The following is a 20,534-nucleotide window of genomic DNA, read 5'->3' as shown; positions in this document are numbered from 1 at the left end:
AAATGGAAAATGGAAAATTAAGGAGAATTTGAATGTTAAGATTTTGGAAAGAAAGATTCAAAACAGGTATAGTCACAGAAAATATCGAGATTGACAAAGAATTAGAAGAACTTAGGAAAAATTTAAAAGATAAAATAAAAAAACTTTTTGCAGGAAGTCTTGCAATAAGAATGGTAGATAGTGGAAGCTGCAATGCATGCGAAGCCGAATGCAACGCCTTAAGCAATCCTTATTACGACCTTGAAAGACTTGGAATCCATTTTGTTGCAAGCCCGAGACATGCGGATGTTTTACTTGTAAGCGGCGTAATGACCATGAATATGTATCATCATGTATGGGATGCTTATCATCAGGTTCCAAATCCAAAATGGGTAATAACCCTGGGAGATTGTGCCAAAGATTTGGGGGTTTTTGAAAAAACATACGCTATAAAAGGAATTGATTTACCGGTAGATTATCATATCCCAGGATGTCCCCCAACTCCGAAAGATATTATTAAAGGATTGATTGAATTTTTAAAAAAAATAGAAACAGAATCTAAAAATTAATTTTCTTTTTCTTATTTTCAACAAATAAGATAAAAAGTGTCAAACACTAAATTATAAAATAAAAAAGAAAGAAAAGGAAAAAGTTATTATCTGTTTTTTAAAGCCTTGGCTACGGTAGCTCCGATATCTGCAGGAGATTCAACTACATAAGCTCCGGCTTCTTTAAGTGCCGCCATTTTTTCAGCAGCGGTTCCTTTACTTCCGCTAATAATTGCACCGGCGTGCCCCATTCTTTTACCTTTTGGTGCCGTTTGTCCGGCAATAAATGCAATTACAGGTTTTGTAATTTTTTCTTTAATAAGTTTTGCTGCCTGAATTTCCAAATCGCCTCCGATTTCACCAATCATTACAATAGCCTCAGTTTCAGGGTCTTCTTCAAACATCGGTAAAAGTTCTTTATAACTTAGCCCGATAATAGGGTCTCCCCCGATACCGATGGCGGTGGTAATTCCAAATCCGGCTTTTACAACCTGATTACTTGCTTCATAAGTTAGGGTACCTGATTTGGAAATAAGCCCTACATTTCCCTTTTTGAAAATGCTTGCTGGCATAATTCCTATTTTACATTCTTCCGCCGTCACAATTCCCGGGCAGTTTGGCCCTATTGTTTTCATGCCTTTTTTTAGGGCATAATGTTTAGCCATCATCATATCCTTTACAGGAGCACCTTCAGTAATAATAACAGCAAGTTCAATTCCCCCGTCAGCCGCTTCCATAACGGCATCAGCAACAAATGCAGGCGGAACAAAAATCATACTAACAGTAGCGCCTGTAGCTTTTAGGGCATCTTCAACAGTATTAAATACGGGTTTTCCTAAATGAGTCATACCGCCTTTATTTGGAGTAACCCCGCCAACTATTTTAGTCCCATATGCCATACATTGTTCTGAATGGAAAGTTCCTTCTTTTCCTGTAAAACCTTGTACTATTACTTTTGTATCTTTATTTACTAAAATACTCATTATAGCTCTCCTTTCGCTGCTTTAACCGCTTTTTGTGCTCCATCTTTCAAATCACTTGCCGGAATAATATTTTTGATATTTGCATTTTTAAGAATTTCCGCTGCTTCAGCGGCATTTGTTCCATCAAGCCTTACAACCAACGGTACATTTACTTCTACCTTTTCAGTTGCCTGAAGTATTCCGTTAGCAATTCTGTCACATCTTACAATTCCACCGAAAATATTTACAAAAATACTTTTTACATTAGGATCGCTTAAAATAATTTCAAATCCTTTTGCAACTGTATCAGGATTTGCTCCACCACCAACATCAAGGAAGTTCGCAGGCTCCCCGCCTTCGTGTTTGATAATATCCATTGTAGCCATTGCAAGTCCTGCACCGTTTACCATACATCCGACATTTCCGTCAAGTTTAATATAACTTAGACCGTATTTCTTAGCTTCAATTTCAGTCGGTTCTTCTTCGTCTAAATCTCTCATTTCAGCAATATCAGGATGTCTGTATAGTGCGTTATCGTCAAATCCCATTTTTGCGTCAAGTGCTAAAAATTTATTATCCCCTGTTTTAATAAGAGGGTTAATTTCAATCATTTCGGCATCATTATCCACATAAACATTATAAAGAGCTTTTGCAAATTTTATAAATTCTTTTTGCTCTTCTTTATTAAGGCCTAGTCCAAAAGCCAATTTTCTTGCATGAAATCCCTGAAAACCGATTGTCGGGTCAATTGATACTTTTACAATCTTTTCAGGTGTTTTGGCTGCAACTTCTTCTATTTCCATACCGCCCTCTGTTGAAGCCATCATAACCGGCATTTCAAGAGCCCTATCAAGTACCATTCCAAGGTAATATTCAGCCTTGATATCAGCACCTTCTTCAATATAAACTTTTTTTACCACTTTCCCTTCAGGCCCTGTCTGATGGGTTACAAGTGTCATTCCAATCATCTCTTCAGCCAGTTTTTCCACTTCATCAAGACTTTTTGCCAATTTCACACCACCGGCTTTTCCCCTGCCGCCTGCGTGAATCTGAGCTTTTACAACCCATAAATTTCCGCCGAGTTCCTGAGCTACTTTTTTGGCTTCAGGCCCGCTGAATGCAACTCCCCCTCTTGGGGTCGGAACACCGTATTTTTTAAATATTTCTTTTGCCTGATATTCATGAATATTCATTTATTCTCCTTTCAGTTATTTACTTTATTAATTATTTTTGCTCCCAAAGTTTTCTTCCTTCTTCATATAAATCATTTCCGTAAATATCATTTATAACAACCACAGGAAAATCTTCCACTTCTATTCTTCTTACGGCCTCAGGTCCAAGTTCAGGATAAGCGATAATTTCAGCTTTTTTAATGGCTTTTGCAATAAGTGCCGCCGCACCCCCTGTAGCGCCGAAATATACTGCTTTATATTTTTTACACGCATCTATTACATCTTTATTTCTTTTTCCTTTACCAATCATCCCCTTTAGACCATGTTCTATTAAAATAGGAGCGTAAGGGTCCATTCTATAACTTGTAGTAGGACCGGCACTTCCAATAGGTTCACCCGGTTTTGGAGGGGTAGGCCCTACGTAATAAATAACGGCACCTTTTACATCAAATGGGGGTTCTTCCCCGTTTAATATCAAATCAACAATTTTTTTGTGAGCCGCATCTCTTGCTGTATACATAGTTCCGCTTAAATAAACCAAATCGCCTGATTTTAATTTACTTACATCTTCATCCGTAAGGGGAGTAGTTAATTTATATTCAGCCATTTTTTTCTCCTTAAATAATTATATGAGCATGTCTTGATGAGTGACATTGAATATTTACAGCCACAGGAAGTGATGCAATATGACACATTCTGTTTTCATATGTTTCTATATGAACTGCAAGAACAGTTTCAGTTCCTCCCATTCCCATAGCACCGATTCCAAGTTTATTAAGTTCAACTTTAAGTTCTTTTTCAAGCTGATCTAATTCCGGGTCTGGATTTGGAGTTCCTATATTTCTAAATAACGCATGTTTACTCATTACAGCGGACATATCAAAACTTCCGCCTATTCCAACGCCTACAACAAGAGGCGGACATGGATTAGGACCTGCATCGCTTACAACTTTTTTTACAAATTCTTTTATTCCTTCTTTTCCGGCAGCAGGTGCCAAAACAGTTGCACGGCTTACATTTTCGCTTCCTCCGCCTTTTGCGGCAAATTCAATGTCGATTTTATCGCCTGGAACAATGTCAAAATAAATAATAGGAGGAAGGTTATAACCTACTGTATCTTTTAAATTTGCCCTTGTAAAACAATCACATGTACTGGCTCTTAGATACCCTTCTTCATAACCTTTTTTAGTTCCCTCATAAATAGCTTCTCTTAATGTTCCGCCGTCAACCTTTACATTTTCACCCACTTTTACAAAATAAATGGCAAGTCCGGTATCCTGACATAAAGGTTTTGTTTCATTTTTGGCAATTTCGGCATTTTCAAGTATCTGGGCAAGAACAGCCCTGCTTACTTCACTTTTTTCTTCTTCATAAGCTTTTTTTAGGGCTTCCAGCATATCAGGTGCTAAATGTGTTGTGGAATATATTATTGTATCTCTTATTGATTTGACTATTGTCTCATACTTTATTACTCTCATTTTTTCTCCTTAAAAAAATCTTTATCTAATATATTTATCATTTCTTTTACGGTATCGCTTGAACGTCTGAAAAGTTCTCTTTCACAAGGATCTAGTGTAACTTCAATTACTTTTTCTGCTCCGTTGCTTCCAAGCATTACAGGCACTCCGTTAACAACACCGTTAACGTTGTATTCACCCTCCAGAAGAACCGCACACGGAAAAATCTGTTTGGAATCTTTAAGTATTGCCTCAACCATAATAGCCGTTGATTTGCCTGGTGCAAAATAAGCACTTCCTGTTTTTAAATATCCCACTATTTCAGCTCCCGCTTTTTTTGTTCTTTCGACAACCTCATCAATTTCTTTTTGAGAAAGCAAATCACTGAGAGGGACCCCTGCAACAGTGGAATATTTTGGAAGCGGAACCATAAAATCCCCGTGTCCGCCTATTACACTTGCCCTTATCTGTCCTGCACCGTAACCTAATTTTTCATAAATAAAATAAGCCATTCTGGCACTGTCAAGTATTCCGGCCATTCCCAAAACCTGATTTCTTTTAAAATTACCGACTTTCAAGGCTGTATAAGTCATAGCGTCAAGAGGATTGGACACAACTATTATTATAGCATCCGGAGCAACACTTTTTAAATTATCGATAACATCTTTCATAATTTCCGCATTTTTTAAAAGTAAATCTTCCCGGCTCATTCCCGGCTTTCTCGGAAATCCGGCAGTTATTACAACAACTTTGCTTCCTTTTACATCTTCATAACTCTCAGCCGCCCTTACAATGGAATGGCTTCTCACAGCGCTTGCAGCCTGACTCATGTCAAGCGCCTTCCCTTTTGCCCTGTCCGTATCTCTGTCAACCAATATAACTTCATGAGCAAGCCCTTGCATTGCAAGGGAATATCCGACTATGCTTCCGACATTCCCGGCACCTACAATTGAGACTTTATTTGTCATTTTTTTCCTTTAAAAAAATCCCAAAAGGGATTATCTGAGTGCATCTATAATTTTATTAAAAGTATTACTAGGTCTCATGCAATTAGCTAATTTTTCTTCATTTGGATGATAATATCCGTCAATTTCACAAGAATTACCTTCATTTGCCGCAATTTCTGAAAGAATTTTCTCTTCATTTTTAGCCAATTCTTTCGCAACAGGTGCAAATTTTTCCTCTAAAACTTTATTACCGCAATTTGCAAGCTCTTCCGCCCAGAATTTAGCTAAATAAAAATGGCTTCCTTTGTTATCAAGCTCTCCGACTTTTCTTTTCGGTGTCCTGTCTTCGTCAAGATATCTTGCCACAGCCCTGTTTAAAGCACTCGCAATTATTGTAATTTCTTCTTTTCCGCCCTGTTTTTTGGCAAGTTTTAAACTCTCTGCCAAAGCCAAAAATTCACCAAGGCTGTCCCATCTTAAATGGCCTTCTTTAATAAACTGGTCAACATGTTTAGGAGCACTGCCCCCTGCACCTGTTTCATAAAGCCCTCCACCTGCGAGAAGCGGAACAATAGAAAGTGTTCTTGCACTCGTACCGACTTCTATAATAGGGAAAAGGTCTGTTAAATAATCTCTTAAAATATTTCCGGTTACTGAAATTGTATTTTCCCCCGCCCTGAATCTTCTTAATGTATATCTCATAGCTTTTTCAGGCGCCATTAAATAATATTCGACATCGCTTAAATCATATTTTGGTAGTTCTTCAATAACTTTTTTAATTAAATTGGCTTCGTGAGCCCTGTTGGAATCAAGCCAGAATACAATAGGATACCCGCTTTCTTTTGCCCTGTTTACAGCTAATTTTATCCAGTCTTTAACAGCATCGTCTTTTGCGCTGTATGCTCTCCAGATATCGCCTTTTTGGACTTTATGTTCCATTACTTTGTTGCCGCCTTCATCTTCTATATAAATTTTTCCGTCATCAGGCGCATAAAATGTTTTATCGTGACTTCCGTATTCTTCCGCTTTTTTCGCCATAAGACCAACATTTTGCACAGTTCCTACTTTTGTAGGATCAAACTGTCCTTTTTCAACCAAATCTTTTACAATCTCTTTATACATTCTTGCATATGTTCTATCAGGTACTGTGATAACCAAATCTTTGGTTTCACCCTCAGGCCCCCATCCCTGAAGTCCGTTTTTTATAACCGCCGGAATGGAAGCGTCGATAATTACATCGTTTGGTTTGTGTAAATTTGTAATACCCTTATCTGAATCAACCATATACAGTTCCGGATTTTTTGCATAAATTTCGTTTATTTCTTTTTTTATGCTTTCCTGTTTATCAGCCGGAAGTTTATTTAATTTTGCTTCCAAATCACTTAATCCGTTATTTGGGTTAAATCCGATTTCTTCAAGAGCTTCCCCAAATTTTTCAAAAAGTTCTTTATAATATACCCTGATTGCATCCCCGAACATAACAGGATCGCTTACTTTCATCATTGTCGCTTTCAAATGAAGTGAAAACAAAATATCTTTTTCTTTTGCCTCTTTCATAGTTTTGGCATAAAAATCTTTTAAAGAGTTTCTGTTTATAAAACTTGAACTTAAAATTTCATTTTTTTCTAACTCAAGTTCTTTTAATAATTTTTTATTCCCTTTTTTATCTTCAAAAATTATATTTACCGTTTGATTTTCAGGTGAAACAAAACTTTGCTCGTTTTGATAAAAATCATTATCATCCATATGGGCGACATAACTTTTGCAATTTTCACTCACATCCCTCATTCTGTGAGGATGATTTCTTGCATATTCTTTTACAGGTTCGGCCAGTCTTCTGTCGGAATTCCCCTGTCTTAATACCGGATTTACATTACTCCCTATACATTTAGCGTATTTGAGTTTAATTTTTTCTTCTTCGGCATCTTTAGGCTCTTCAGGATAATCAGGCAAAGGATAGCCTTGTGATTGAAGTTCTTTTACGGCATTTTTAAGCTGAACCACCGAAGCTGAAATATTAGGCAGTTTTATTACATTCGCTTCCGGTTTGTTTACAAGCTCTCCCAAATAAGCCAAATCGTTAGACTGCTTTAGGTTATCAGGTAAAATATCGGAAAACTCCGCTATTATTCTGCCAGCCAGTGATATGTCTCTGAGCTTTATATTCACATCTGCATCTTTGGTAAATGCTTCAACAATAGGTAACAGGCTAAACGTGGCAAGATACGGGGCCTCGTCAACTTTTGTCCATACAATCGTAGGTTTCATATATTCTCCTTTTTTTTATTTTAAATTTTAACCAAGTTTATACGAAAAGTAACAGTTTTTATTCAGTTTTAAAAACCATTGTAACATTAAGTAACAAACAAAGTTTAAACTGAAAAGTGAAAAGTGAAAAATTTTTGTTAATTTTACATTTTACATTTTTTAATTTTTCATTTATTTTTGCATTTTCCGATATTCCTTAAATGTGCTTTATAATTTGTAGCAAAAAGATGGTGTTTTCCGCATTTTACAAAATAAAGATAATTGACTTTTGCAGGAAAAATTGCAGCAATCACAGCCTCGGTTGAAGGAATACATACAGCAACTTTAGGAAGACCGTAAAATTTATAAGTATTAAATGAAGATTTGTCGTTTTTAATCATTTCAGGGGTAACTTTCATATGAGAATATTTTCCGTAATTTAATGCTCCGTCCATTTGAAGTTTCATATGTTTAAAAAGCCTGTTATATATTACAGCGGAAATATATTTCATTTCATTTGCATTTGCGGCTTCTTTTTGTATTATTGACGCAACAATCAAATATTTTTTATATTTGCTGTATTCAAATTTTCCGAAAATTTTATCTGAAATCTGTTTATGATAAGTTAAAGAAACATTATATAAATAATCACAAACCTTTTCAGGACTCATCCCAATAGGTAAAAAATAGGTATCAGGTTTTAAAAAGCCCTCGTCAATATTACAGTAAAAATTTTTTAAATGCAGTTTATTTTCTATCTGTTTGAATATAAAATAATTTGTTTCACCGGGAATAATTGTTATTTTTACAAGAGCCGCTTTAGATGTCGTTAATTTATATAAAAAATCTAATTTACTCATTTTTGTTTTTTTTAAATCTATCCAGCCTGCTTGCGGTTTACCCAAAAGATAAAGTATAATTTTATCTATTATTCCGGTATTAAAATTATTTTTTTCTAAATAATCGATTGTATGATTTACACTGCCTTTTGGAATATATACAACTCTATCGGAATGTAAAGGCAGGGCCAGATAAAAAAGGGTAAATATAATGAATATTATCAAAACTTCAATCCAGGCTGCAATTCTTACAATTTTTTTATTTTTATTCATATTCTTCATATCCTTATTCAAAGGTATAACATTATATAATATTAATTTTCAAAATATGCATATTAAAAAAATTTTTTTAAAAATAGAACATAACAGACTTCAAAGTAATATCGACATTTCATCTATTCCTAAAAATGAAAAAATAAAATTATATAAAATTATCGGATTTGTAAAATTTTTAAAATATATAAAAAAACTGAAAATTTCCGCCCCTTATCTTAACATTGTTTACAATAATCATTTTTTAAATATAAAATACAATAATTTAAACCTAAAAGCATATATAAAAAACATATTTCCAAAATCAAAAATTGTTGTTTATTCACTGAAATATAACGATATTGAAATAAAAAATATAAACCTGAGTTTAAGAAATTATTTAAAATATTTTTTTATAAAAGGTTTTTTTAATTATAAAAATTCATTAATCTATTTTAAAGGTAAACTTTACCCGATATCAAACAGAATAAAACTTGTTTTAAATTCCGATAATTTATTAATAACACAAAAAAATTTTATTATCTCTTTAAATGATTTAAATTCCAAAATAAGTATAAATTTAAATAAAAATAAAATTTTTTCCACAACCTATATTAAAAATTCTAAAATAAAATATAACAATATATCAATAGATACCAATTCTTCAACAATATCCCAAAACAATGAAAATTTTCAGTTTTCTATAAAACAACTGCATATTAAAAAGTTTAAAACATTAAAAAATATTTATGCCTATAATATCGAAATAAATACAAACTTTCTAAATTATTATACACAGATAACATCCAAAGCTTTAAAAGCAGATTATAAAAACTTATCAATAGCTTTAAAAAATATTCAAATAAAAATTCCTGATAAAACCTCCGCTTTAATAAATATTCAAAAAGGAGATATTAAAAACAGCGTTTTTTCTTTTTTATTAAATAAAATATACATTATAAAAAACAGTGATAAAATTTCTTATGATATAAATTCTACAAATTTTGTTTCAAAAAGAATAAAAGCGGTTTCTTCAAGCATAAAAGGGGATAAAAAAACAGTTTTAAACAAAATAATTTCAGGTATAGCGGATAATTTTGACTTTAAAATAGAAAATAACAAATTCGATATTACAAATAAAACTTTCACTTCCGAAAAAATCGTTTTTAACGGAGTAAAAATTAATAATCTGAAAATAGATTTTAATAAAAAATATGCACTTTTCAGCTCTAAAGAATATTTCAATAACAAGATAAACAATGTTTTAAAAAAAGAATTAAATATATCTATTCCTCTAAAACAGACAGGAGGGGAAAACAATATAAGAGGGATTGTCAAGTTTGATAAAAACATTTCATTCAATATAGATGTAATTTCTAAAAATCCTATTTTAAAGCTTGATTCTCTTCCCCTTCAGGCCCAAGAAGCCAATATAACCGTTACGCCGGATTATACCTCCTTTAAAATAAAAAAATCATTTTTGGAAATAGCGAGAGGAATTGATCTGTTTTTTACGGGTGTCGGCAAAATCAGTTATGAACCTCTTATTTTGACATTAAAAGGTGTAATAAACAATTTTGTTGTTTATCCTATTTTAGATGTTAAGAATTTCAAAGAAGAAGCAACAATGGATTTGAATTCACTTGAGCTGTTTTTAAAAAATTCTCATGTTTATATAAATTTGGATAAAGACAATATTATTATCAATAATTTAAAGCCGTTACTGCATTACACCCCTTTTAAAAATATGATTGACAACGGTATATTATTTATCTCTTTTGCAAAAAACATTAAAGCTTTAACCTATATAAAACCAAAACTTGCTATTCTTTACAGACACAGCAACCTTCCCGTGGAAAACAATTTATCAAAATTCGCTTTTAATAAAATCACGTTAAATCTGGAACTTAACAAAAATAAAATTATACTTTATAATAATTTCATACAGTTTTTTATGAATAATAACGATTTGTTTTTAAGCTTAAAAAATATAGATATAAATCTTTTCCCTTTGGAAAAATTTTATTATAAAAATTTTAATCAAAAAAACACTGAAAATAAAAATATAATAATTAATTTGAAAAATTCCAATATTTTATATAAAACACATAAGTTTCTCTCCCAAAAAGCATCATTAAAAGAGATTAACAATTCCGTTTCGCTTAATTCAACATATAAAAATTCAAAATTAACAGGCTATACAAAAAACGGTTATTTTTTATTGGAAGGTAAAAATTTTTCAAAAGAGGAATTCGGGGCATTTTTACCTAAATTTAACTTTTTTAAAAAAATAAATCTTGATTTTACGCTGGTTAAATCCCCGGATGATTATTATATAGGAAATGTTTATATAAACAATGCAATAATTACAAAATTAAAGGCACTAAACAATGTATTGGCTTTTTTAAACACAATTCCTTCAATACTTTCCCTTTCAAATCCCGGTTTTTCTTCAAAAGGATATAAAATAAAAAAAGGAAATATCCAATATCTTCTTTTCAATAAAATTTTATATATCAAAAAATCAGATATTGAAGGGGAAAATATAGATTTTTTTTCAAAAGGATATATAGATTTCAATAAAAATTATATCAATTTAAAAACTAAGGCAAAATTAAAATTAAAACTTAAAAAAATACCTGTTATAGGAAAAGGGTTAAGTTATCTGCTACTTGGCAAAGACGGCAGTATAGAAGTTAAAATGATAATAAAAGGAGATTTATACAATCCTAAAATCACAAAAGATATAGGAAAAGCACTTCTTCCTAATCCGTTTAATCTGTTTAAAAGAGTGTTAACCCTGCCGTTTAATATATTTTAAATCTCTTTATCGGGAACCAAAATAAGCTGATAGGTATCTTTTTTTATAACAACGCTTCTGTTTCTCGGAATCTGTCCCTGAGCTTTTTTTAATGCTTCCATTTCTTCTTGCAGGGCTTCTATCTCTTCTTTTAACTGAAGCACTATTTCAACACCGGCCAGATTAACCCCCAAATCCCTGACCAATGATAATATCAGTTTCAACCTGTCTATGTCTCTTTGAGAATAAAGTCTCATTTTACCTTCCGTTCTGTTAGGTTTAATTAAACCTTCCCTTTCATATTGTCTAAGGGTCTGCGGATGGATGTTTAACATTTTACTGACAACACTTATTAAATATACCGGTTCATCATAACTGTGCATTTTACACCTCCTTTTATAATTTTTCCTGCATCATTTTAGCAAGTTCCGGGTCCAGTTCTTCAATTTTAGGCAGTTTTGGAATAAGTTCTATATATAAATTACCGTTATTCACACCATAACCTTTAACCCTTAATTTTTGACAGCATTTGGAATTTTCGGGAACTTTTACATTAATATGCCCTTTAAATGTATCTACACCCACTTTTCCGCCAAAAATCATAGTTTTTAAAGGAACCTCAACTTTTGTATATAAATCGTCACCTTTTCTTTCCCAGTTAGGATTTGGGGTAACTTCCACTTCTAAAATCAAATCCCCTCTTTTACCCTTATGAGATTTACCTTTTCCTCTGATTCTTAATTTTTGCCCGGATTTAAGCCCTGAGGGAATTTTTACTTTTATAGCCTCTCCATTGTAATTAATGGTATAAACACCGCCTTTAATGGCTAAATCAAAAGGAATCTGAATTCTTGCATGAACATCCAAATCCGGCTCAAACCCTCCGCCGAAACCTTCGAATCCAAAACCGCCGAAGCCTCCAAAACCTCGACTTGCACCAAAACCTCCTCCGAAAATTTGTGAAAGAATTTCTTCCAAATCAACATCTTTATGCTGTCTGTAAAAATCCTGGAAGTTTTGACCGTTAAACATATTATCGCCCATTGCGTCATACTGCTTTCTTTTTTGGGCATCACCCAAAATTTCATAAGCTGTATTTATTTCTTTAAATTTTTCTTCACATTCGGGCTTTTTACAAATATCAGGATGATATTTTCGCGCCAATTTTCTATACGCTTTTTTAATTTCATCCTGAGAGGCGCTTTCAGAGACACCTAAAACTTCGTATAAACTTTTTGCCATATCCCCTCCTTTAAAAGTGAAAAATTAAAAGTTTAAAATTAAAAAAACAGTTTATTTTTATAATATTTTATAATAAATTTGAGTCAATGTCAATCAATTATTTTTAAAAAACCTAATATAATTTTTCATCATGGCCACTTTTGATAGCCAGATGAGCTTAATTCGCTTTGCTTATTTTCGCTCATTTTTCATTATTTTGAAGCCACCAAAGAAAGGCAAATTTAAGCCCAGGGGTTGTTGTAAATTTATCATTAAAAATTATTTTTTCAGCATCATCTACTTTTATAAAAACAGGCTCAATATCTTCATCATCTATTCCGCCGCCCTCACTTATTTTCATATTTTCGTCAATTACGGCATAATAAAGTATCTGTTTAGAGCCGCTGCTTCCCACACTGCTGTAAAATTCTGTAATTTTTTTAATATTTTTTATATCTACATCATATCCGCATTCTTCCAAAATCTCTTCTTTTGCAATTTCTACAGGGGATTTTTCTTTATCTATTAATCCAGCACAAAGTTCATAGGTACAACCGTCGCCGTTTTTTAAAAAAACCGGCATTCTAAACTGTTTGACTATTAAAAAAGAGTCAAAACTTTTATGATACAAAAGTATTGCCACACTGTTATTTCCCACACAGACTTCCCAAAATCTGTCTCTGTTTTTATATTTAAAGAAAACTTTTTTCAAAGATAAAAACCTGCCGGAGCAGAGATTTTCTATTTTTTCTATTTCAATCAAAAAGTTTCCTTTCTTTTTCTTTTGTTTTCATTTCAATTTCCATATCCACCAGCATTGCAAAATTAAAATATCCGTTTAAAATTTTTTTATTATATTTACCTACAATTATAGTTTTGGCATATTTAGTGTTTTCTATTAAGTAATTTAGTTCATTAAAAAAATTTTCATCATTTTCAATACCTAAAATCAATACTTTATCACTTTGCCCATATTCTACTTTTTCTAAAAATTTATTTACAAAAACGGGTTTAAACCTCTCCAGTTCAAAATCAAGGGAATATTTTAAATTTTTATTTTCAAAAAACATAAGCGCTTTTGCAAAATTTTTTTTATATACAAAAGGCAGATTTATATCTATCTGATTATATCTGGATTTAAACAGAGAAATTTGTTCTAACTTAATATTTACAGGTTTTAATTCTTCAGAATTTATAAAAATTTTTTTAAATTCTGGATTAGAACTTATTAAAAAACTTTCATTTTTATTAAGTGCCGTTAAAAAAGATTTTTCATTTTCCAAAACAACAACTTTTTTATCTATATTCATTTTTTTTATAATATGGGCGGTAATTTTATCAGTAAAATAAATTTTAGTTTTTATATTTTCATATTTGAATATGTCAAAAACGGCCTTTTTTATAGAAGAGACTAAAATCCAGGCTATCTCTTTATCTATTATTTCAAATTCTTTTTCACTTATTATGGCATAAGCCCCGTTTTTAACAGCTTTTTTTATATCATCAAAATTATTCGAAAAAAAACAGCTTCCTCTCAAAACTTCTTTGGGATTTTCTGTAAAAGAAGTAACTTCACTGATAAAGGGACGGTTTAGAAGTTCCCCTTTTATTAAATTAACTAATGTTTCTATTTTCATTTATTTTTACTTTCACTACTCACCGTTTTCACTATTTTCACTATTTTATCTGCGTTCCGACTTTTTTAGGTTTTTCAGGTCTGATAAGGGAAAAACCGTTTTCATCTTTAGCCCCGAGAAGCATTCCCTCACTAATCATTCCCATAAGTTTAGCGGGTTTTAAATTACTTACAACACACACATAAGTATCAATCAGCTCTTCTGGCGTGTAATATTCTTTAATTCCGGCAATAATCTGACGAGGTTTACCTTCTCCCAAATCAACTTCCAGCCTAAGCAGTTTTTTGGATTTTTTAACCTCTTCAGCCTGAACAACTTTTCCAATTCTTAGCTCGGTTTTAAAAAATTCGTCTATTGTTACCAAATTTTGGGGTTTTTGCTTAATTTCAGATTTTTTCATTAAAGGTTTTTCTATTTTAGGAAAAAGTGGAGGAATTTTTTCTATAATAAAATCTCCAATCAATTTCCCGTCCATTATTTCTTTAAAACTTTTTTCATTTATTTCAAATCCGAGTGTTGAGGCAATTTTTTGAGTGGTTTTTGGCATAAATGCATGCAGATTTACCGCCACAAGCGCCAATAAATTGGCAATAAGCCCAAGAAGTGCGCCTGCTTTTTCATTTTCTCCCGTTTTCATCAAATCCCAAGGTTTGTATGTATCTATTGCTTTATTTCCGATACTTAAAACTTTCCATAACTCTTCTAAAAATTTATGTATCTGCATTTTCCACAAATATGTTTTTTCCAAATCTTTGAGTATATTTCTCGCTTCATTTAATTCCCCTGAAAAATATTTTTCGACATTTTGGGAAGTTATTTTCCCGTCAAAATATTTATATGCCATTCCTATAATTCTATTTAGCAAATTTCCGAGATCATTTCCGAGGTCGTTATTGATTCTGTCTATTAACGCTTTTTCACTAAAATCACCGTCTGCCCCGAACGGCACTTCTCTTAGCATAAAATATCTGAAATTTTCAATTCCGTATGCATCGGCGACTTCTTTGGGGTTAATTACATTTCCTTTACTTTTGCTCATTTTTTCTCCGTCTCTTGTCCACCATCCGTGAGCAGCTATTACTTTCGGAAGGGAGTATCCTATACTCATCAGAAACGCCGGCCAGTAAACAGCATGAAATTTAAGTATATCTTTTCCCACTATATGAAGCTTTGCAGGCCAGTATTTTTTCATCAAACTTTCATCCCCGCTGCCGTATCCAAGTGCCGTTAAGTAATTAAACAATGCATCAAGCCATACATAAACAACATGTTTTGGGTCATTAATCTCTTTTGGAAGTTTAATTCCCCATTCAAAGGAAGTTCTTGTAATGGAGAGGTCTTTTAAACCGTCTTCGACAAATCTTATAATTTCATTCGCTTTTGCTTCAGGCAAAATAGGTTTTTTTGTTTTCAGCCAGTTTAGAATTTTATCCTGATACTTAGAGAGTCTGAAAAAATAACTTTCTTCTTTTATAATTCTTGTAGGCCTGCCGCAATCCGGGCACAATTCATCATTAACAAGCTGGCTAGGGGCCACAAAACTTTCACACCCCACACAATAATGCCCTTCATAATAATCTTTATAAATATCCCCGTTTTCATACATTGTTAAAAAAGCTTTTTGAACACCTTTAATATGCCCGGGGTCTGTGGTACGAATAAATTTATCATAGCTTATTTCAAATTCATCCCACAACTTTTTAAATTTTGCACTTATTTCATCTGCATATTCTTTTGGGCTCTTGCCTCTTTTTCTGGCGGCTTCCTCAATTTTTTGGCCATGCTCGTCAGTACCCGTTAAAAAAAAGGTATCAATTCCCTTAAGTCTTGCATATCTTGCAATGGAATCAGCGATTATAGTCGTATACGCATGCCCTATATGCGGAACATCGTTTACATAATAAATAGGCGTTGTTAAATAATATGTACTGCAGTCGCTCATTTTTTTCCTTTATAAGTATTTAAAACTTTTTCTATTTCATAATTACTTCCGAGAAAGCAGGAAGTAGTGTCATGATAATGCTCATATCCCAGAGTTAAAATATTATTTTCCCCGTCTATTGCAAGGCCTCCCGCACGTTCAAACACATATGCAAAAGGAAACACTTCAAAAAGCTTTCTGAGTTTGCCTTTCGGTTTATCGGTTGCGGCAGGATAAGCAAAAAGACCTCCACCTTTTAATAAAATCTGATGTAAATCCGGCACCATTCCTCCGGAATATCTGAGTCTGTAACCTTCTTTAAAAAAATTATCAATCATTTTTTTATGATACGGGTACCAGCATTTTTGAGTGCCCCCGGGCCCCAATATTTTTCCCTTTTCAGAAAGTCTTAATTCTTTTATATATTCAAATTCTTTTTTTTCTTCATTAAATCTGAAAAGTTCCACCGTATCCCTGGCTACAACAAGCTCCAATCTCGGACCGTATACAACATATGCGGCAGCAACAATATTTTCCCCTGCATAATCCCCTTTATAAATTCCGAAAATACTTCCGACACTTAAATTGACATCTATTAAACTGCTCCCGTCAAGCGGGTCATAAGCAACAAAATATTTACCGTTTTCATTTAACGTAAGGGCATCTTCTTTTTCTTCGCTTATTATCTGTGCCACACTTGAAACACAGCCTAAATGTTTTTCAACAATTTCATCGCTTATTACATCAAGTTTTGCCTGAACATCCCCGCTTATATTACATGTGTCCGCTTTACCGGTATCCTGTGTTTTAATAGCACTGCTTATTTCAATGGCTATATTTTTTATTCTATCCATTATTTCGGTCATACCCGCTCCTTTTTAATATTTTCACTACTCACCATTCACCTTTCACTACTTACTATTTTTACACTTCTTTTGCATTATTCAATACCCATTCGATTATCTGATCCGTATCATTTAAATTCAGTATTTCTATATTTTGGGGTATTTTACTTTTATCCACACTCTCATCAACGGCCACGGCTTTTATATATCTGAAATAACTTTCATCAACATCACCCCTGAATATCCCAATTCTCGGAAGAGGCAGATATTTAAGCCCTTCAACAAGCAAAATATCAAAATCGTTTATCATATTTATAATTTCATCAAGTGATTTTTGCCTGTGAGAAAAATAAGTGGTTCTGGTGGGGGATGTTACAACAACCTCCGCTCCTGTTGAATAAAATCTGTAACTGTCTTTACCCTCTTTGTCAAACTGCGCCTTGTCGGCCGGATCGTTTTTAATAATCGCTATTTTGTATGAACTGATAAGCCTTTTGGCAATTTTTTCAATCAATGTTGTTTTTCCCGAATTGCTCGGACCTGTAAATGCAACCGCTTTTCTCAAAACATGCCTTTTTTTTTATAATTTTAGCAAAATTTTAATATAATAATAAAAAAGGCTTAATTTTGGATTTGAAATTTTTAAAACTTTTATTAATTTCCATTATTATAGGTTTCAGCATAGGGCTTGAAAGGAGTATCAGATTTAATTCCAAAAACATAAATTCATTTGCAGGAAGCAGAACTTTTGCCCTTATTTCCCTTGCAGGATTTATAAGCGCATGGTTAAATGACAGATATCCTTATTTTTTATATATCAGTTTAATTATTATAGGAAGCCTTACTGTAAGTGCTTATTTATTAAAAGTTATTCATTATAAAAAACAGGGTTCAACCACACATTTTGCCGCCATTATTTCTTATTTTCTGGGAATTCTGGTTTATGCTGGAAAAGCGGAATACGCCATTTTTATAGGTGTTATAATAATTGTTGTTTTGTCTTTAAAACCAAAATTGGAAGAATTAGAAGCAAAAATTTCCGTAAATGATATCAATGCGGCGGTTTTACTTTTGGTTATGACATTTTTAATACTTCCCATATTGCCAAATAAAACAATAGACCCTTATAATTTATTCAATCCGTATAAAACCTGGCTTATGGCCGTATTAATATCTGCTTTATCATTTTTAGGCTACATTTCCCTTAAAATTTTAGGAAACAAAGGAATTTTAATTACTGCAACGGCGGGAGGCCTTTTCAGCTCAACCGCTGTTACTTTCGCACTTAGCAGAATGTTTAGAGAAAATAAAAAAAACCATTACCTTTATGCGGCAGGTATTTCAATAGCAAACGCTATAATGTTTGCAAGGGTTTATATTGAGACATTAATTGTAAATCAGGATATATCAAAAAAAATCTTAATTCCCTATCTTCTTGCCACGCTTTTCGGACTTTTTTATTCATATTATTTATATAAAAAATCAATTTCTGAAAAACTGACAATGCAGCTGAAATCAAAAAATCCTCTTGAAATTGACGAAGCTATTAAATTTGCAATTATTTTTGCGGTTATTTACGCAGCCGCGGAACTGGTCAGTAATAAATACGGAAATATAGGAATTTATATTTTATCGTTTTTTTCCGGAATTACCGATGTAGATGCAATAACTCTTTCGTTAAGTTCTCTTGCCCATAATAAAATTTCTTCCATCAGTGCTCTAAACGGTATTATTATCGCAAGTATCACAAATTCTATAGTAAAATTTTTTATTGCCGTTTTTATAGCAAGAAAATTAACAAAGGAGCTTTTTTTCTTTTTTTTATTATCTTTTGCAGGACTTGGGATAGGATATTTAATAGCAATTTAAACTCAGATTTGGTAAAATTTTGAAAAAAAGGGATTTTTATGAATGTAATAACTGGAAGAGTATGGAAATTCGGAGACAATATAGATACAGATTTGATTATTCCGGCAAGATATCTCAATACGTCAGACCCTCATGAACTTGCCAAACATGTAATGGAAGACGCCGATCCTGAATTTCCGGCTAAAGTAAGACCGGGCGATATAATTGTGGCAGGATGGAATTTCGGAAGCGGAAGCAGCAGGGAACACGCCCCAATAGCATTAAAAGCGGCAGGAATTGCGGCAGTGATAGCCAAAAGTTTTGCAAGAATATTTTATAGAAACAGTTTTAATATGGGGCTTCCTATTTTTGAACTGCTTGAAAGTGATGAAATAAACGAAGGCGATTTAATCAAAATAGAAATGGATAAGGGAATAATAAGCGACATTGATACAGGTAAGGTTTATAAATTTACACCAATTCCAGATTTTATGCAAAATTTAATTGCCGCGGGGGGACTTATCAATTATGCAAGGGAAATAAAGGAAAATAATGAAAACATATAATATTGCAGTTATCAAAGGCGACGGAATCGGCCCTGAAATAGTGGATGAAGCCATAAAAGTATTAAATGCGCTCGGTGAAGCGGAAAATATAAAATTTAATTATAAAGAATATCTGCTCGGTGGAAGTGCGTATGACGCCACCGGAACCCCCTGCCCTGAAGAAACAATAAAAGGAAGCCTTGAAAGCGACGCCGTTTTATTCGGTTCTATCGGAGGATATAAATGGGAAAATCTTCCTAAAGAAAAAAGACCGGAAAGCGGACTGCTAAGACTCAGAAAAGAACTGGGACTTTTTGCCAATATACGCCCTGCCATGATTTTTGACGAACTGATAAACGCTTCAACCCTGAAAAGTGAAATTGTCAAAGGTGTCGATTTTGTAGTTGTAAGGGAACTTACCGGCGGAATTTATTTTGGCCAGCCGAGATATAAAGATAATGAAAAAGCCTATAATACAATGATTTATACAAGAGGAGAGGTTGAAAGAATAGCACACGTTGCATTTAAAGAAGCAATGAAAAGAAACAAAAGGGTAACCTCTATCGATAAAGCAAACGTCCTCGAAGTAAGCGAATTTTGGAGAGAAATTGTTGAAGAAATTGCAAAAGAATATCCTGAAGTCAGTTTAAACCATATGTATGTGGACAATGCGGCAATGCAGATTGTAAGAAACCCTAAACAGTTTGATATAATCTTAACAGGAAATATTTTCGGAGATATTTTAAGCGATGAATCAAGTATGATTATAGGAAGCATCGGACTTCTTCCAAGTGCAAGCATTGGAGGAAAAGTCGGACTTTTCGAACCTATACACGGAAGTGCCCCTGATATTGCGGGAAAAGGGATAGCAAATCCTATTGCTACAATTTTAAGTGCCGCTATGATGATGGAATATTTAAACGAATTAAATGCCGCCGGAAGAATTAAAAAAGCAATAAAAAAAGTATTGGCCTTAGGTTACAGAACACCGGATTTAGCCGAATTTGACGCAAAAGAAGTGGTAAATACATCAAAAATGGGGGATTTAATTGCCGAATACGTTAAAGATTAAAACAAAAACATATGCAAAAATACTTGAATCACAGGGTTTTAAAAAAGAAGCCCTGGAGATTTATGAAAGCTTAGAAAAAAAAGACCAGGAAATAATAGAAGCCATTAAAAGACTGAAAAAAAGAAAAAAATTTAAAGGTGTAAATATTTTGAAATTAAAAGAATTTAACGAAATAAATCAAAAAAACAGATTCGAATTTGAAAAATGGCTTATATTTTAATTTTAAATGTTAAATCTTGAAT

General features: G+C 32.8%; 20 protein-coding genes. 6 read left to right on the top strand and 14 right to left on the bottom strand.

What is annotated here, in order from left to right; genetic code table 11:
- Positions 1 to 32: 32 nt before the first annotated feature.
- Complete coding sequence (locus DZ68_RS0107065) at positions 33 to 548, top strand: NADH-quinone oxidoreductase subunit B family protein (protein WP_024790934.1); 516 nt, start codon at positions 33 to 35, stop codon at positions 546 to 548.
- 86 nt (positions 549 to 634) lie between these two features.
- On the opposite strand, the gene sucD is transcribed toward DZ68_RS0107065, so the two are convergent.
- The 7 genes from sucD to mltG all read right to left on the bottom strand — a co-directional run bounded on the left by sucD (position 635) and on the right by mltG (position 8,424).
- On the bottom strand, positions 635 to 1,510 hold the full coding sequence (sucD, locus tag DZ68_RS0107060) for a succinate--CoA ligase subunit alpha (RefSeq protein ID WP_024790933.1): 876 nt from the start codon (positions 1,508 to 1,510) through the stop codon (positions 635 to 637).
- A complete protein-coding gene (gene sucC / locus DZ68_RS0107055; protein WP_024787921.1) occupies positions 1,510 to 2,682 on the bottom strand; it encodes an ADP-forming succinate--CoA ligase subunit beta in 1,173 nt (390 codons plus the stop codon). The genes sucD and sucC overlap by 1 nt, the downstream gene beginning before the upstream one ends.
- A 31-nt stretch (positions 2,683 to 2,713) precedes the next feature.
- Positions 2,714 to 3,268: a Fe-S-containing hydro-lyase gene (locus DZ68_RS0107050; RefSeq protein ID WP_024787920.1), complete on the bottom strand. Its 555-nt coding sequence runs from the start codon at positions 3,266 to 3,268 to the stop codon at positions 2,714 to 2,716.
- A 10-nt stretch (positions 3,269 to 3,278) separates the two neighbouring features.
- Positions 3,279 to 4,139, bottom strand: a complete 861-nt coding sequence (locus DZ68_RS0107045) for a fumarate hydratase (RefSeq protein WP_024787919.1) — start codon at positions 4,137 to 4,139, stop codon at positions 3,279 to 3,281.
- Positions 4,136 to 5,086 (bottom strand): malate dehydrogenase, encoded by a 951-nt coding sequence (locus DZ68_RS0107040; protein ID WP_024787918.1) that lies wholly within the window; start codon positions 5,084 to 5,086, stop codon positions 4,136 to 4,138. The genes DZ68_RS0107045 and DZ68_RS0107040 overlap by 4 nt, the downstream gene beginning before the upstream one ends.
- Before the next feature lie 30 nt (positions 5,087 to 5,116).
- Entirely contained in the window at positions 5,117 to 7,333 is a 2,217-nt protein-coding gene (locus DZ68_RS0107035; protein WP_024787917.1) for an NADP-dependent isocitrate dehydrogenase, read from the bottom strand.
- Between the two features lie 167 nt (positions 7,334 to 7,500).
- Positions 7,501 to 8,424: an endolytic transglycosylase MltG gene (gene mltG / locus DZ68_RS0107030; RefSeq protein WP_051428199.1), complete on the bottom strand. Its 924-nt coding sequence runs from the start codon at positions 8,422 to 8,424 to the stop codon at positions 7,501 to 7,503.
- Between the two features lie 55 nt (positions 8,425 to 8,479).
- Here mltG and DZ68_RS0107025 point away from each other — a divergent pair, with 55 nt between their 5' ends.
- Entirely contained in the window at positions 8,480 to 11,224 is a 2,745-nt protein-coding gene (locus tag DZ68_RS0107025; protein ID WP_162147228.1) for an AsmA-like C-terminal domain-containing protein, read from the top strand.
- On the opposite strand, the gene DZ68_RS0107020 is transcribed toward DZ68_RS0107025, so the two are convergent.
- The 7 genes from DZ68_RS0107020 to mobB form a co-directional block, all read right to left on the bottom strand.
- A complete protein-coding gene (locus DZ68_RS0107020) occupies positions 11,221 to 11,586 on the bottom strand; it encodes a heat shock protein transcriptional repressor HspR (RefSeq protein WP_024787913.1) in 366 nt (121 codons plus the stop codon). The two genes, DZ68_RS0107025 and DZ68_RS0107020, sit on opposite strands and share 4 nt — an antisense overlap.
- A 13-nt stretch (positions 11,587 to 11,599) precedes the next feature.
- Complete coding sequence (locus DZ68_RS11305) at positions 11,600 to 12,445, bottom strand: DnaJ family protein (RefSeq protein ID WP_024787912.1); 846 nt, start codon at positions 12,443 to 12,445, stop codon at positions 11,600 to 11,602.
- 181 nt (positions 12,446 to 12,626) lie between these two features.
- Positions 12,627 to 13,187, bottom strand: coding sequence for an NUDIX hydrolase (locus tag DZ68_RS0107010; RefSeq protein ID WP_024790931.1), 561 nt, complete (start codon positions 13,185 to 13,187; stop codon positions 12,627 to 12,629).
- Complete coding sequence (locus DZ68_RS0107005) at positions 13,180 to 14,061, bottom strand: hypothetical protein (RefSeq protein ID WP_024790043.1); 882 nt, start codon at positions 14,059 to 14,061, stop codon at positions 13,180 to 13,182. Before DZ68_RS0107005 ends, DZ68_RS0107010 begins: the two co-directional genes overlap by 8 nt.
- 40 nt (positions 14,062 to 14,101) lie before the next feature.
- Positions 14,102 to 16,003, bottom strand: coding sequence for a methionine--tRNA ligase (gene metG / locus DZ68_RS0107000; protein WP_024787909.1), 1,902 nt, complete (start codon positions 16,001 to 16,003; stop codon positions 14,102 to 14,104).
- Entirely contained in the window at positions 16,000 to 16,848 is an 849-nt protein-coding gene (locus tag DZ68_RS0106995) for a class 1 fructose-bisphosphatase (RefSeq protein ID WP_024787908.1), read from the bottom strand. Before DZ68_RS0106995 ends, metG begins: the two co-directional genes overlap by 4 nt.
- A 58-nt stretch (positions 16,849 to 16,906) precedes the next feature.
- Positions 16,907 to 17,392 carry a molybdopterin-guanine dinucleotide biosynthesis protein B gene (gene mobB / locus DZ68_RS0106990; RefSeq protein ID WP_024787907.1) on the bottom strand — a complete coding sequence of 162 codons (486 nt, stop codon included), beginning with the start codon at positions 17,390 to 17,392 and terminating at the stop codon, positions 16,907 to 16,909.
- Positions 17,393 to 17,454: 62 nt separating this feature from the next.
- On the opposite strand from mobB, the gene DZ68_RS0106985 reads away from it, so the two are divergent.
- Genes DZ68_RS0106985 through DZ68_RS0106970 form a run of 4 tightly spaced genes read left to right on the top strand, consistent with a single transcriptional unit; the run spans position 17,455 to position 20,512 of the window.
- Complete coding sequence (locus DZ68_RS0106985) at positions 17,455 to 18,696, top strand: MgtC/SapB family protein (RefSeq protein ID WP_024787906.1); 1,242 nt, start codon at positions 17,455 to 17,457, stop codon at positions 18,694 to 18,696.
- Positions 18,697 to 18,734: 38 nt separating this feature from the next.
- Positions 18,735 to 19,241 carry a 3-isopropylmalate dehydratase small subunit gene (locus DZ68_RS0106980; RefSeq protein WP_024787905.1) on the top strand — a complete coding sequence of 169 codons (507 nt, stop codon included), beginning with the start codon at positions 18,735 to 18,737 and terminating at the stop codon, positions 19,239 to 19,241.
- On the top strand, positions 19,228 to 20,292 hold the full coding sequence (gene leuB / locus DZ68_RS0106975) for a 3-isopropylmalate dehydrogenase (RefSeq protein ID WP_024787904.1): 1,065 nt from the start codon (positions 19,228 to 19,230) through the stop codon (positions 20,290 to 20,292). Before DZ68_RS0106980 ends, leuB begins: the two co-directional genes overlap by 14 nt.
- Positions 20,270 to 20,512 carry a hypothetical protein gene (locus DZ68_RS0106970; protein WP_024787903.1) on the top strand — a complete coding sequence of 81 codons (243 nt, stop codon included), beginning with the start codon at positions 20,270 to 20,272 and terminating at the stop codon, positions 20,510 to 20,512. The genes leuB and DZ68_RS0106970 overlap by 23 nt, the downstream gene beginning before the upstream one ends.
- The last annotated feature ends 22 nt before the right edge of the window (positions 20,513 to 20,534 follow it).

The organism is Lebetimonas sp. JS085 (genome assembly GCF_000523295.1).
Lineage (GTDB): Bacteria > Campylobacterota > Campylobacteria > Campylobacterales > Nautiliaceae > Lebetimonas.
The sequence above is the reverse complement of the archived record's forward strand: the minus strand, read 5'-3'. Positions and strand labels throughout refer to the sequence as shown.